This is a genomic window from Streptomyces shenzhenensis, from assembly GCF_021462265.1.
GTDB lineage: Bacteria > Actinomycetota > Actinomycetes > Streptomycetales > Streptomycetaceae > Streptomyces > Streptomyces shenzhenensis.
This window is the reverse complement of sequence record NZ_JAJONF010000001.1, coordinates 29,245-42,137: the sequence shown is the minus strand read 5'-3', so window position 1 is coordinate 42,137 and position 12,893 is coordinate 29,245. Positions and strand designations below refer to the sequence as shown.

Sequence of the window (12,893 nt, the reverse complement as noted above, 5' to 3'; positions counted from 1 at the left end):
ACATCACATCGTCATCACAAAGCGGCAGTTCCGACCGGGAACAGAGCTCACTCGCTGTAACGTCGATTGGGTGCGTACCGAACGAAACCTCACCCGTCTGGACCGGGTGTTCGCCAGGCTGGACCGTGAGCCGGAACGGCCGGCCCACATTGATGTGCCGAAGATGAGCCGGCACCGGGTCGTGCTGTTCGCCGCGACCCTCGCCTTCTACCTGGCGATCGTGTGGGCCGTCGTGATCACGTCGTGGCTGGTCCGGCTCGACTGGCAGGTCATGTTCTTCCGGCCGTACCAGCAGTGGGCGGGAATCCACTGGTTCGTCGACTACTACGTGGTCCTCGGCCAGCGCGGACCGACCGCCGTGATGGTCGCGGCCTGGCTGGGCTGGCGATCGTGGCGGCAGCACACCGTGCGCCCACTGCTGACGCTCGGTGCCTCACTGCTGCTGCTCAACATCACGGTCGGTGCCGCCAAGCTCGGCATGGGGCGCCTCGGACCGCACTACGCGACCGTCATCGGCTCGAACGAGATGGGCCTGGGCGGCGATATATTCCCCAGCGGACACACCGCCAACGCGGTGGTGACCTGGGGAATTCTGGCTTATCTGGCCTCCACCCCGAGGGCCCGCCGCTGGCTCTCCGCGGCCTCGGCGGTCACCTCCCTCGGCGTCGGCATGTCCACCGTCTACCTCGGTACGCACTGGCTGAGCGACGTGTTGCTGGGCTGGGCCGCGGGACTGCTGATCCTGCTGGCGCTGCCGTGGTGCGAGCCGTTCATCGCCCGCGCCGAGACCTGGCTCTTCGACCTGCGCGACCGCTGGCGTGCCCGCCGCGGCAGCATGGTGCCCGCGCCCGTCCCGGTGCCCGTCGTCCTCAAGCCGCGCCCGGCGCCCGTCGAGCAGCCGGCGCCGGAGCCCGAGCCGGTTTCCCTGGCCCGCGCCCCCAGGGCCCCGGTCCATCTGCATCTGGCACCCGGCCCGCACACCGCCCGCTCGGAGCGCACCCCGGTGACCCCGGCGGGCAGCCGCCGCCCGCAGCACCCCGAGCGGCAGCCGCGCGGCACCGCCGCCCAGGCGGTCCGCCCGCTGACGGGCGGCTGACGGCCGTACCACGGTGACAGCGGGGTCAGGTACGCACAGCCGGCCCCCGGCACGCGAGGGCCCCGGTTCCCCCTGCGGGAACCGGGGCCTTCGCCGTCGTACGGTCAGCCCTTCCAGGAGCGCGCCACGACGCCGTCGCGCACCTCGAAGTTGAGCCGCCCCACCCGGTACTCCATGGTGATGATCGCGCCCGGCGGCAGCGAACGCACCGTGGTCCACCCCCGCTGCCGGGCGAGCCGTTCCGCGTCGACCGCGTCGAGGCCTACGTACCCCTGCGGGCTGTCCTGTGGCTCCTTCGGCGGAGCGGTGTCCGGTGCCATACGGCCCACGCTAGGCCGCTCGCGGCGGAGACGGAAGCCGGGATCGGGGGCCGAAGTCCCACGCCCGTCACGGTCACGCTTCTGTCACAGAATCACGACACGCGTTTCGATCGAACTCTGTCACACGTTCGAGCGGTTTCCTACGTCTTCCTGGCGCATTCGAGCGCAATTCCCCGATGCCGGCAGAGGCTCCCGAAAAGCCGCCGGAAAGAACCGGGAGCCGCGTTCGAAGGCCCTCCGGCGCGCGCATTCCATTTCGATTCCGGTGACCCGCACGGAAGCTGACCACACATAAGAGATTCACCGGTTCGGCACACGACCCCCTACCGCGCGGGCCGGGAGGGGGTGCGGCAGGGTGAACTCGAAGCCCGCCGCCCGTACATGAATCGCCCTCACATCGCGAGGCCCGCTCTCATTCAAAGCATGTACATGCCCCCAAAACGCACCGGGCTCCGCCCGGGTCGGACCGGGCGGAGCAGGGCGGTGCGGGGCGGTGCCAGTCAGGGAGTCGCGTCAGAGCGCGAGGCGCTGTCCGGGCACGATGAGGTTCGGGTCGTCGCCGATGACGGCCTTGTTGGCGGCGTAGAGGCGCTGCCAGGTGGTGCCGTGCCGTTCGGCGATCTGGCTCAGGGTGTCGCCCTCGCGGACGGTGTAGTGCCCCCTGGAAGAGGCGCCCGCCGTCGAACGCTGCGGCGCCTTCGCCGCGGGGGCCGGCTTCCTGGCGGCCGACGGCGTCGACGACTTGGTCGCCGACTCCGTGGTGCTCCTCGTGGTCACCGAGGCGCTCTCGGGCGCCGAGCCGGTCGCCCCGGCCCGCCCCGAGCAGACCGGCCACGCGCCCCAGCCCTGGGCGTGCTGGACCTTGGTGGCGACGGCGATCTGCGCTTGCCTGGAGGCCTGGTCGGCCGTCGCCGCGTAGGCGGTGCCGCCGTACGCGCGCCAGGTGGAGGCGGAGAACTGGAGTCCGCCGTAGTAGCCGTTGCCGGTGTTGATGTGCCAGTTGCCGCCGCTCTCGCACTGGGCGATGCGGTCCCACACTCCGTTGTCCGCCGCCGCGGCGTTGCCGGTGGCCGCCAGCAGGCCCAGCGGGGCGAGCAGCGCCGCTCCGGCCAGGGCGGCCGTCGTACGGCCCTTGCGGGAGCCGCTCTTGTCCGCGGCGGTCTCACGGGTGGTATCGGCACACTCGGACATGTATTTCCCTCTCCACGTACCCGGGGTCCCCCAGGCGGGACGCGGTCCCCGCGCGATGGACGCGGTTCCTCGCGCTCGCCCCGTCCGCCGCGGCCGGTACTGCGGTGGTGCTCTGCCTGATGTGGCCGGCGGACGTACCCGAGCGGTGCTCGTTGCACACGGCGGAGGAATCTAGAGATCTGGAACGCCCGAAATCAACCAACTCTCTGTCGGGCCAGGCCAGTTCGGTGTTACCGTAGGTAGCGGCGATTTTCGGCCACCCACTACATTCCTTGATTTCGTAATTTGTCGACCATGGGTTCGATGGATCTGTGATTCACTTCACCACGTCAAACTCCTGTGACTTGCGAAGAGTTGACAGGGAGTGCCGGATTCCGCGCGCGGAGTGACCCTGCGCAATGGATGGTTCGATCCCTATCCCCCGCATGCGTGACCCCCACCACAGATCGCCCGTTGTCTTCTTCATGAGCCCGCGACCCCGGGGGCTCACGGACCGGGAGCCACCCGGGCCTTCACGCACCGCATCCCGAGGGAGCCACCGTGCCGCGCATGCTCGACGTCAGCGACGAGGTACGAGCCGAGATCGGCGACGAAGAAGCCGACCGGCTGCTCGCCGGAGACAACGCCCCCGGCAGTTACGACTGCACGTCCTGCCGTACCCCTGGCGACTCCGAGCAGGAGCGCACCAGCACCGTCCTGTTCGTCGGCGACGAGACCGCAGTCCTCGCCTTCGCCCACGCCACCTGCCTGCCCTCGCAGGTCGTCCAGGTGACCGAGGAGCAGTTGCAGGGCGCGGTCCGCTCCATCAACGGCGACAGCGCGGCCGGCGGCGGGCCGCAGAAGTCCGCGCCCGAGCAGGCGGTGCTCGGGGTGACCAGCGGACTCGTGCTGATCGCCGGGGAGTTGCACCCCGCGCTGGTCGTGGAGCCGACCTCGCCGATCGTGCGGCCCGGCACGACCGGGGTGGGCGACGACTTCCTGCCGCTCCTCATCGAGCAGGGCTTCATGTCGGTGACGGAGCTGTCCGTGGTGCCGCCGGTGCTGCACGGGTGGTCGGTGCTGCTGGCGGCGGGTCAGCTGCACGCGGTGCTGCAGCCCGGGGCGCCGGGTGGGCAGCCGGTGGCGTGGTGGCAGGCGCATCAGCCGCTGCAGGTGACCGACGGGTGGCGGGCGGCGGCCAACAAGCACCAGCAGGTGCTGATGTTCGCCGCGCCGGTGGGGTCGATCGGGCGGCAGCCGCGGGAGGACCTGCTGCGGGACGCGATCGACAAGGCGGCGGCGAACGGGAAGCTGGTGGCGGCGGCGCTTCCCCTTGCCGGGCTCTGATTACCGGAGCCTGACTGCCGGGGCCTGAGGGTCACCCACGGAGGGTGGGGCCGCGGTCCGGACGGCGCCCGCGGCAGCGGCGTGGTGGCTCGCTCCCGCGCGGCGGTGGCCGGGGGTTCACTACAGCCCCGCGCCCTTACGGGTGCTAGCGCTCCAAAAGGGGACCACAGCCGCATCTCTTGAAGAATCCGGTCGTTTGGACATACGTGCACGCATACGACCTTTCTCCCCACCGGCCGTCCTTCTCCGCCGTCCCGGCCCCTCGGGCGGCTCAGGAGGCCCCCGGCGGGCTCTCGGCCACGCCGATCTACGACTCGCTCTGTGCGGAATGGGGGAAGGCCTTCCGTACGCTGCCGGGTGACCGCAGCGGTGAGGAGTCGCTGGGGTTCGTCGCCTTCGGGAACACCCCGTTCAGCACCGGCACACACGGTCCGAGGTCGTACGGAGGTAACTCGTACAGCGCGTACAGCGCGGGCGCCTACAGCGCCCGGAACGGCGGCGGGCAGCCGCAGCCGCCGCAGTGGCAGCGGGTCGGGACGCTCGGGCGGAACCAGGAGCCCGGGATGACGCCGATCCCCGCGGCGCTTCCGCCGGGTCAGCGCCGGGGGCTGTGACCCGGGTGAGAGGGGCGGCCACCGGATCGGTGACCGCCCCTCTCACATGTCGCTCTGCTACTGCTACTGCTACTTCTTCTTCGCGCCGCGCTTCTCGCGCACCCGCACGGAGATATGGATCGGCGTGCCCTCGAAGCCGAACTCCTCACGCAGCCTGCGCTCGATGAAGCGGCGGTAGCCCGCCTCGATGAAGCCGGAGGCGAACAGGACGAACCGCGGCGGCTTGGTGCCGGCCTGGGTGCCGAACAGGATGCGCGGCTGCTTGCCGCCCCGCACCGGGTGCGGGTGCGCGGAGACCAGCTCGCCGAGGAAGGCGTTGAGGCGGCCGGTGGGGACGCGGGTCTCCCAGCCGGCGAGGGCGGTCTCGATCGCCGGGACCAGCTTCTCCATGTGGCGGCCGGTGCGCGCCGAGACGTTGACGCGGGGGGCCCAGACGACCTGGCCGAGCTCGGTCTCGATCTCGCGTTCCAGGTAGTAGCGGCGTTCCTCGTCGAGGGTGTCCCACTTGTTGAAGGCAAGAACGACCGCGCGGCCCGCCTCGACGGCCATGGTGACGATGCGCTGGTCCTGCACCGAGATGGACTCGGAGGCGTCGATCAGGATGACCGCGACTTCCGCCTTCTCCACCGCCGCCGCGGTACGCAGCGAGGCGTAGTAGTCGGCGCCCTGCTGGAGGTGGACGCGCTTGCGGATGCCCGCGGTGTCGACGAACTTCCAGGTGACGCCGCCAAGTTCGATCAGCTCGTCGACCGGGTCGCGGGTGGTGCCGGCGATTTCGTTGACGACGACGCGCTCCTCGCCCGCCACCTTGTTGAGGAGGGAGGACTTGCCGACGTTCGGGCGGCCGATGAGGGCGATGCGGCGGGGGCCGCCGACGCCGGGGCCGCCGAAGGTCTGCTCGGGCGCCTCGGGCAGCGCCTCCAGGACGGCGTCCAGCATGTCGCCGGTGCCGCGGCCGTGCAGGGCGGAGACCGGGTGCGGCTCGCCGAGGCCGAGGGACCAGAGGTAGGCCGCGTCGGCCTCGCCGCTGGGGCCGTCGACCTTGTTGGCGGCCAGCACGACGGGCTTGCCGGCCTTGCGCAGCAGGCGGACCACCGCCTCGTCGGTGTCGGTCGCGCCGACCTTGGCGTCGACGACGAAGACGACCGCGTCGGCCGCCTCGATCGCGTACTCGGCCTGAGCCGCCACGGAGGCGTCGATACCGAGGACGTCCTGCTCCCAGCCGCCGGTGTCGACGACCTTGAAGCGGCGGCCCGCCCACTCGGCCTCGTAGGTCACGCGGTCCCGAGTGACACCGGGCTTGTCCTCGACGACGGCCTCACGGCGGCCGATGATGCGGTTGACGAGGGTCGACTTGCCGACATTGGGACGGCCGACGACGGCGAGGACGGGCAGCGGACCGTGGCCAGCCGCCTCGATGGCGCCCTCGACGTCCTCGATGTCGAAGCCCTCTTCGGCGGCGAGCTCCATGAACTCCGCGTACTCGGTGTCACCGAGCGCCCCGTGGTCGTACTCGTGCTCAGCCGAGTCGCCGGGCTGGATGTGGTCGTTCATGAAGTCCGTACCTCGTCGTTCATCGTGGTGATCGGTGGATCAGCCGCACAGCAGACCGATCCACTACTCAGTGTCGCCCCGGGGCGCGTCCGGCGGATCGTGCCGGACACGCGGGGGTGTGGTGCGCGCATCTGCCATGTTGCCGACGCACACCACCCCGCTCACCCGAGGGTAGTGGGCGCCGCTGCCTTTCTCCGACCCGATCCGCCGGGGCGGCCCTAGCGCCCGGTCAGACGTCTGGCGTTCTCCAGGTGGCCGGCGAGCTGCTTCTGGATGCGCTCGGTGGCCTCGTCCAGGGCCTTGCGGGTGCGCCGGCCTGTGCCGTCGCCCGCCTCGAAGGGGTCGCCGAAGACGACGTCGACGCGGGACCGCAGCGGGGGCAGCCCCTTTATCAACCGTCCGCGCCGCTCGGAGCTTCCCAGCACCGCCACCGGGACGACGGGCGCCCCGGAGCGCACCGCGAAGTAGGCGAGCCCGGCGCGCAGCGCGGCGAAGTCGCCGTCGCCCCGGCTGCCTTCGGGGAAGATGCCGAGCACTCCCCCGGCCTCCAGGACGCCGAGCGCCCGGGTGACGGCGGTGCGGTCGGTGGCATGCCGGTCCACCTTCAACTGCCCGATGCGGGTCAGGAACGGGTCGAGCGGCCCGACGAACGCCTCCTTCTTGATGAGGAAGTGCGTCGGCCGGGGCGCCACGCCCATGACCATCGGGCCGTCGATGTTGTGGGAGTGGTTCACGGCGAGGATCGCCGGCCCCTGCGTGGGCACCTTCCAGGCGCCGAGCACGCGCGGCTTCCACAGCCCGTACATCAGGCCGACCCCGATGCGCCGCCCCGTCTCGGCGCCGCGCTGCGACGGAAGACTCACTTCCCGGCCCGCTTCTCCTCGACGAGGGCGACGACGCACTCTATGACCTGGGCCAGCGTCAGCTCGGTGGTGTCCACCTCGATCGCGTCGCCGGCCTTGGCGAGCGGCGAGGTCTTGCGGGTCGAGTCGGCCGCGTCCCGCTTGACCAGGGCCTCGCGGGTGGCGTTGACGTCGGCGCCCTTCAGCTCACCGCTGCGCCGGGCCGCGCGGGCCTGGGGCGAGGCGGTGAGGAAGACCTTCAGGTCGGCGTCGGGCAGCACGGTCGTACCGATGTCCCGGCCCTCGACGACGATGCCGGCCGCGGCGGCGCGGGCCAGGGACCGCTGCAGCTCGCTGATCCGGGTCCGCACCTCCGGTACCGCGCTGACCGCGCTGACCTTGGAGGTGACCTCCTCGGTGCGGATCGGGCCGGAGACGTCCACGCCGTCGACGGTGATCGTCGGCTTGACCGGGTCGGTCCCCGAGACGATCTCCGGCTTGCCGGCCACCGCGGCGACCGCGGTCGGGTCGGTGAGGTCGATGCCGTTGTTCACCATCCACCAGGTGATCGCCCGGTACTGGGCCCCGGTGTCCAGGTAGCTCAGGCCGAGCCGCTCGGCCACGGCCTTGGAGGTGCTCGACTTGCCGGTGCCCGAGGGGCCGTCGATCGCGACAATCACGGGCTTTACGGCGCCGTTTTCCACGGGGGGACACCTTCCGGGTGCAGAGTGGTGGGTGGTGTGGGGGCGGCGATGCGCCCCGCACAAGGTTACCGGCCCCCGGGACCGCGGTTTTCAGCGCTACTGGCGCAGCGCCCAGCCCCGGTCCCGCAGCGCCGACGTGAGCAGGGGCACCGCCCTCGGCTCCACCCAGAGCTGGACGTGACCGGCCTGCTGACCGGTGGCGTGCTCGATCCGCACGTCCTCGACGTTGACCCCGGCCGCCCCCGCGTCCGCGAAGATCCGGGCCAGCTGGCCGGGCTGGTCGTCGATGAGCACCGCCACGACCTCGTACACCCGCGGCGCCGAGCCGTGCTTGCCGGGTACCCGCACCTGGCCGGCGTTACCGCGGCGCAGCACGTCCGCGATGCCCGCGCCGCCCTCGCGCCGCTTGGCCTCGTCCACGGACTGCAGGGCCCGCAGGGCGCGGACCGTCTCGTCGAGGTCGGCGGAGACGTCGGCGAGCAGATCGGCGACCGGGCCCGGGTTCGCGGAGAGGATGTCGATCCACATCCGGGGGTCGGAGGCGGCGATCCGGGTCACGTCCCGGATGCCCTGTCCGCACAGCCGTACGGCCGACTCGTCGGCGTGCTCCAGGCGGGCCGCGACCATGCTGGAGACCAGGTGGGGCATGTGCGAGACCAGGGCGACCGCGCGGTCGTGGGCGTCGGCGTCCATGACCACCGGCAGGGCCCGGCAGTGCGAGACCAGTTCCAGGGCGAGGTTCAGCACCTCGGTGTCGGTGTCCCGGGTCGGGGTGAGCACCCAGGGCCGGCCCTCGAAGAGGTCCGCGGTGGCGGCCAGCGGCCCGGACTTCTCCCGGCCCGCCATGGGGTGGGTCCCGATGTACGACGACAGGTCCAGGCCCCTGGCCTCCAGCTCCCGGCGCGGCCCGCCCTTGACGCTGGCCACGTCGGCGTAGCCGCGGGCCGCGCCCCTGCGCATCGCGTCCGCGAGGACGGAGGCGACATGGGCGGGCGGGGCGGCGACGATCGCCAGGTCGACCCGGCCCTCGGGGGCCTCGTCGGTGCCGGCGCCGAGCGCGGCCGCGGTCCGGGCCTGCTCGGGGTCGTGGTCGGCGAGGTGGACGACGACGCCCCGCTGGACGAGGGCGAGCGCGGCGGACGTACCGATCAGACCGGTGCCGATGACGAGCGCGGTTCTCACTGGGCGATGTCCTTGCGCAGGGCGGCCGCGGCGCCGAGGTAGACGTGGTGGACGTCGCCGCGGGACCGCTCGGTCTCGATGTGCGCGAGTATCCGTACGACCCGGGGCATCGCGCCGGCGATGTCCAGCTCCTGGGCGCAGATCAGCGGTACGTCGACGATGCCGAGCCCCCGCGCCGCGGCCGCCGGGAAGTCGCTGTGCAGGTCGGGGGTGGCCGTGAACCAGATGCTGATCAGGTCGTCGGCGGTCAGGCCGTTCCGCTCCAGGACGGCCGTGAGCAGCGCTGCGACCTGCTCCTGCATGTGACCGGCCTCGTCCCGCTCCAGCTGGACGGCCCCCCGGACCGCTCGTACCGCCACGGCACCGCTCCTGTTCTGACGTCGGCCTCTTGGTCCGGCCAGCCTAGTCAGACCGGTACCGGGCCCGTGCGCCGCGCCCGCCCGCTGAGACACGGCGGGCTTTCGGCACCGCCGCCCGCCATGGCCCCAATGTCGCGTGCGGTCTCCTGTTCCGCTACCTGGGGGCAGACGCTCCAGCAGGTCTTCGGCGCTGAGGATGTACGACAGGCCGCCCGGCCGGTGGTGCACCGGCCGGTGCGCGTTGGGCTGTCAGGCGTACGAAACACGCGTTTTGCCAAGCTTCACCCCGGTTTGCTTCTTCTTCGGTGTTTTCAGTGCCAAGATGCTGCTGCTCCGCTCGGAGCGACTGCCCGGCCGGCTGCCGCCGATCGTCGATGGGCCGGTGTTCGCCGTGCTCACGCCGGTCCGGCTGATGTCCGCCTGCTGGTTCTTCCGCACGTTCGGGGTGACGACATGACCGACGGCTCCACTCGGCGCAGCATGCTCACGACGGGTACCGCGGCGCTCGCCGCGACCTGTGTGGGTTGCGGCAACCACAGCGGCGGCTCCTCCAGTTCGTCCGGGTCGCCCACCACGGGGCCGTCCGCCTCCGGTTCGTCTCCCTCCGAGCCGTCTCCCTCCGAGCCGTCTCCCTCCGGACCTTCGAGCGCGAGCACCGGGAAGGTGCTGGCGCGGACGAGTGAGATCCCGGAGGGCGGCGGCACGATCTTCAAGGACCATAAGATCGTGGTGACCCAGCCGACGGCGGGCGAGTTCAAGGCCTTCTCGGCGATCTGCACGCACATGGGCTGCACGGTGAACCGGGTGGCGGACGGCACCATCGACTGCCCCTGCCACGGCAGCAAGTTCCACATCGCCGACGGCGCGGTGGCCCACGGCCCGGCGACCAGGCCGCTGCCCGCGGAGTCGATCACGGTGAGCGGAAATTCGATCACCGTGGGGTGACCGGCCGCGTACGCTCCCGGGCATGCACCCCGAGGACCTGGTACGCGACCACACGATCTACGCCTGCGTCATGGGGTCGCGCGCCTTCGGTCTGGCCACGGAGGACAGCGACACCGACCGCCGGGGCGTGTTCCTCGCCCCCACCCCGCTGTTCTGGGGCTTCGAGAAACCGCCGTCGCATGTCGAGGGACCGGGCGAGGAGCGGTTCTCCTGGGAGCTGGAACGGTTCTGCGAGCTGGCCCTGCGGGCCAACCCGAACATCCTGGAGTGCCTGCACTCGCCCCTGGTCGAGCACGTCGACGACACGGGCCGCGAACTGCTCGCCCTGCGCGGCGCCTTCCTCTCCCGGCGCGCGTACGACACCTTCACCGGCTACGCCCTCGGCCAACGCCGCAAGCTGGACGCCGACCTCCGCACGCACGGTGCCCCCCGCTGGAAGCACGCGATGCACCTGCTGCGGCTGCTGACCAGCGCCCGCGATCTGCTGCGCACCGGCGAGCTGACGATCGACGTGGGCGAGCGGCGCGCGGAGTTCCTGGCGGTGAGGCGGGGCGAGGTCTCCTGGGCGGAGGCCGAGTCCCGGATGGCCCGGCTCGCCGCGGAGACCGAGCGGGCCCTGCGGGGCAGCCCGCTCCCGGCGGAGCCGGACCACGCGCGCGTGGCCGGCTTCCTGTTCCGCGCCCGCCGGGACTCGGCGCTCCGGACGCACACGGACCACCAGGTCGTGCAGGGCGCCCCGCGCGCGGGGCGGGTCGGGCGGCGCTGAGCTGTTCTGCGCCTCGTCGAGCAGGACGGGCAGCCGCTCCACGGCGGCCGCCGGCCCCGACGGACGCCGGGCCGAGGTCCGGATCAAGGTCGTCGACCGTGCGCTCAAGCGTCCCAGAGCGCGCCCAGGGTCAGCAGGTCGCCCCCGTACTCGATCCGGTCGGCCCACTCCGTCGGCCAGGCGTCCGCGCCGAGCCAGGCCCCCGCGAACGCCCCGGTGAGGCAGGCGATCGAGTCCGAGTCGCCGGAGGAGCAGGCGGCCCGGCGCAGGGCGAGCAGCGGTTCGCCGGGGAAGAGCAGGAAACAGAGCAGGCCGGTCGCCAGGGCCTCCTCGGCGATCCAGCCGGCGCCGGTGGCCAGGCAGGGGTCGTCCTCGGGGGAGGCGGTCCGCACGGCCTCCTGGAGCCGGTCGAGGATCTCCAGGCACTCGTCCCAGCCGCGCGCGATGAAGTCCTCGGGACTCGCGTCGTGGCTGCGCGTCCACAGGTCGCCGAGCCAGGGGTGGTGGTAGCGGGTGCGGTTCTCGCGGGCGTACGAACGCAGTTGACCGAGGAGCCGGTCCGGTCCGGCCCCTTGCGCGAGGAGCCGTACGGCACGTGCGGTGAGGTCGGAGGCGGCCAGGGCGGTGGGATGGCCGTGGGTGAGGGCGGACTGCAACTGGGCGGCCCCGGCGCGCTGTTCGTCACTGAGCCCCGGCGCGAGCCCGACGGGCGCGACCCGCATGTTGGCGCCGCAGCCCTTGGAGTCGATCTGGCTGGCGTCCTGCCAGCGGCGTCCCTCCTCCTTCAGGAGATCGCAGGCCCGCAGGCAGGTCCGGCCGGGCGCCCGGTTGTTCTCGGGCGACTGGTACCAGTTCACGAACTCCTCGCGCAGCGGCCGCTCCAGCCGCTTGGGCGCGAGCACTCCGCGGTCCATCGCGGTGCGCATGGCGTGCCCCACGGCGAGGGTCATCTGGGTGTCGTCCGAGACGAAGGCGCGCCGGGGCAGTTCCATCTCCCGCCACGGTCCGCACTTGGCGAGGATCGAGGGCACGTCGTTGAACTCGACGGGGAAGCCGAGCGCGTCCCCGAGGGCGAGACCGATCAGGGAGCCGGTGGCGGCGCGTTTGTCGCCGATGTTCGCGGTCATGCGGGGCGTCCTTCCCGGGACGGGCGGAGCAGGGGCGGGTGGAGGGCGGTGGCGGTGCCCGCGCGGTAGAGGGCGGCCGGCTTGCCGCGGCCGCCGGTCAGCCTGGCGGCGCCGGGGACGGGTTCGACGAAGCCGGGGGTGGCGAGCACCTTGCGGCGGAAGTTGGGGCGGTCCAGCGCGACTCCCCACACGGTCTCGTAGACGTTCTGCAGCTCGCCGAGCGTGAACTCGGGCGGGCAGAAGGCGGTGGCGAGACAGCTGTACTCCAGCCGCGCGCCGACCCGGTCATGGGCGTCGGCCAGGATCCGCTCGTGGTCGAAGGCGAGCGGCCGGGCCTGGTCGTAGGGCTGCCAGCGCGCCTGTGCCGCGTCACCGCCGCCGTGCGGCTCGGGGGCGTCGGGCAGCAGCGCGGTGAAGGCGACGGAGACCACCCGCATCCTCGGGTCGCGGTCGGGCTCGCTGTAGGTGCGCAGCTGCTCCAGGCGCAGCCCGGACACGTCCGACAGGCCGGTCTCCTCGGCGAGTTCCCGGCGGGCCGCCGTCTCGGCCGACTCCCGCGGCAGCAGGAAGCCGCCGGGCAGCGCCCACTGTCCGGCGTACGGCTCCTGCCCGCGCTCGACGAGCAGCACGTGCAGGGCGCCGGCGCGCAGGGTGAGGACGGCAAGGTCGACGGTGACGGCGAAGGGTTCGAAGGCGTGCTTGTCGTAGCCCCGCATGCGCCCGCCCCCCTCGATGATCGTAGCGACTAATAGTCGTCTCGACTATAAAGACTGCGTCTTGGTCACGCAAGCCCCCGTGGCCGCTGGAGCGCCGTTCGCCGACACGACGACGGCCGGTCCCGGAACATCCGGGACCGGCCGTCAGAAA

Annotated in this window: 14 protein-coding genes and 1 pseudogene; 6 read left to right on the top strand and 9 right to left on the bottom strand. The window is 72.1% G+C overall.

Annotated elements, in window-relative coordinates; translation table 11 throughout:
* Positions 1–70: 70 nt before the first annotated feature.
* The gene (locus tag LQ326_RS00200; RefSeq protein ID WP_234531273.1) at positions 71–1,096 is read left to right on the top strand and encodes a phosphatase PAP2 family protein; all 1,026 of its coding nucleotides are present in this window, start codon (positions 71–73) and stop codon (positions 1,094–1,096) included.
* A gap of 104 nt (positions 1,097–1,200) precedes the next feature.
* On the opposite strand, the gene LQ326_RS00195 is transcribed toward LQ326_RS00200, so the two are convergent.
* On the bottom strand, positions 1,201–1,416 hold the full coding sequence (locus LQ326_RS00195) for an I78 family peptidase inhibitor (protein ID WP_234531272.1): 216 nt from the start codon (positions 1,414–1,416) through the stop codon (positions 1,201–1,203).
* A 513-nt stretch (positions 1,417–1,929) separates the two neighbouring features.
* Positions 1,930–2,607: a LysM peptidoglycan-binding domain-containing protein gene (locus LQ326_RS00190; RefSeq protein ID WP_234531271.1), complete on the bottom strand. Its 678-nt coding sequence runs from the start codon at positions 2,605–2,607 to the stop codon at positions 1,930–1,932.
* 540 nt (positions 2,608–3,147) lie between these two features.
* Between LQ326_RS00190 and LQ326_RS00185 the strand changes: the two genes are divergently transcribed.
* A complete protein-coding gene (locus LQ326_RS00185; RefSeq protein ID WP_234531269.1) occupies positions 3,148–3,933 on the top strand; it encodes a DUF8842 C-terminal domain-containing protein in 786 nt (261 codons plus the stop codon).
* A gap of 206 nt (positions 3,934–4,139) precedes the next feature.
* Complete coding sequence (locus tag LQ326_RS00180) at positions 4,140–4,547, top strand: hypothetical protein (protein WP_234531268.1); 408 nt, start codon at positions 4,140–4,142, stop codon at positions 4,545–4,547.
* A 69-nt stretch (positions 4,548–4,616) separates the two neighbouring features.
* Here the strand turns inward: LQ326_RS00180 and der are convergent, their stop codons facing one another.
* The 5 genes from der to aroH form a co-directional block, all read right to left on the bottom strand.
* Positions 4,617–6,101 (bottom strand): ribosome biogenesis GTPase Der, encoded by a 1,485-nt coding sequence (gene der, locus LQ326_RS00175; protein WP_234531265.1) that lies wholly within the window; start codon positions 6,099–6,101, stop codon positions 4,617–4,619.
* A 218-nt stretch (positions 6,102–6,319) separates the two neighbouring features.
* Positions 6,320–7,003, bottom strand: a complete 684-nt coding sequence (locus LQ326_RS00170) for a lysophospholipid acyltransferase family protein (protein WP_372496686.1) — start codon at positions 7,001–7,003, stop codon at positions 6,320–6,322.
* On the bottom strand, positions 6,961–7,647 hold the full coding sequence (cmk, locus tag LQ326_RS00165) for a (d)CMP kinase (RefSeq protein ID WP_234531263.1): 687 nt from the start codon (positions 7,645–7,647) through the stop codon (positions 6,961–6,963). Before cmk ends, LQ326_RS00170 begins: the two co-directional genes overlap by 43 nt.
* Before the next feature lie 96 nt (positions 7,648–7,743).
* Complete coding sequence (locus tag LQ326_RS00160; RefSeq protein WP_234531260.1) at positions 7,744–8,829, bottom strand: prephenate dehydrogenase; 1,086 nt, start codon at positions 8,827–8,829, stop codon at positions 7,744–7,746.
* Positions 8,826–9,188, bottom strand: a complete 363-nt coding sequence (aroH, locus tag LQ326_RS00155) for a chorismate mutase (RefSeq protein WP_234531258.1) — start codon at positions 9,186–9,188, stop codon at positions 8,826–8,828. The genes LQ326_RS00160 and aroH overlap by 4 nt, the downstream gene beginning before the upstream one ends.
* 184 nt (positions 9,189–9,372) lie before the next feature.
* Here aroH and LQ326_RS00150 point away from each other — a divergent pair.
* The 3 genes and pseudogenes from LQ326_RS00150 to LQ326_RS00140 form a co-directional block, all read left to right on the top strand.
* Positions 9,373–9,645, top strand: a pseudogene (locus LQ326_RS00150) (DUF6529 family protein); the annotation flags it as partial.
* Positions 9,642–10,133 (top strand): Rieske (2Fe-2S) protein, encoded by a 492-nt coding sequence (locus LQ326_RS00145; RefSeq protein ID WP_234531256.1) that lies wholly within the window; start codon positions 9,642–9,644, stop codon positions 10,131–10,133. The pseudogene LQ326_RS00150 and the gene LQ326_RS00145, both read left to right, overlap by 4 nt.
* A 22-nt stretch (positions 10,134–10,155) precedes the next feature.
* Entirely contained in the window at positions 10,156–10,899 is a 744-nt protein-coding gene (locus LQ326_RS00140; RefSeq protein ID WP_234531254.1) for a nucleotidyltransferase domain-containing protein, read from the top strand.
* Positions 10,900–11,003: 104 nt separating this feature from the next.
* On the opposite strand, the gene LQ326_RS00135 is transcribed toward LQ326_RS00140, so the two are convergent.
* Positions 11,004–12,026 carry an ADP-ribosylglycohydrolase family protein gene (locus LQ326_RS00135; RefSeq protein WP_234531253.1) on the bottom strand — a complete coding sequence of 341 codons (1,023 nt, stop codon included), beginning with the start codon at positions 12,024–12,026 and terminating at the stop codon, positions 11,004–11,006.
* Complete coding sequence (locus tag LQ326_RS00130) at positions 12,023–12,742, bottom strand: NUDIX hydrolase (protein WP_234531250.1); 720 nt, start codon at positions 12,740–12,742, stop codon at positions 12,023–12,025. The genes LQ326_RS00135 and LQ326_RS00130 overlap by 4 nt, the downstream gene beginning before the upstream one ends.
* Positions 12,743–12,893 lie beyond the last annotated feature (151 nt).

Bases quoted from the DNA above. Each gene is read 5' to 3' on its own strand.
- LQ326_RS00195 (WP_234531272.1), bottom strand. From the start codon at position 1,416: ATGGCACCGGACACCGCTCCGCCGAAGGAGCCACAGGACAGCCCGCAG.
- LQ326_RS00190 (WP_234531271.1), bottom strand. From the start codon at position 2,607: ATGTCCGAGTGTGCCGATACCACCCGTGAGACCGCCGCGGACAAGAGC.
- der (WP_234531265.1), bottom strand. From the start codon at position 6,101: ATGAACGACCACATCCAGCCCGGCGACTCGGCTGAGCACGAGTACGAC.
- LQ326_RS00145 (WP_234531256.1), top strand. From the start codon at position 9,642: ATGACCGACGGCTCCACTCGGCGCAGCATGCTCACGACGGGTACCGCG.
- LQ326_RS00140 (WP_234531254.1), top strand. From the start codon at position 10,156: ATGCACCCCGAGGACCTGGTACGCGACCACACGATCTACGCCTGCGTC.
- LQ326_RS00135 (WP_234531253.1), bottom strand. From the start codon at position 12,026: ATGACCGCGAACATCGGCGACAAACGCGCCGCCACCGGCTCCCTGATC.
- LQ326_RS00130 (WP_234531250.1), bottom strand. From the start codon at position 12,742: ATGCGGGGCTACGACAAGCACGCCTTCGAACCCTTCGCCGTCACCGTC.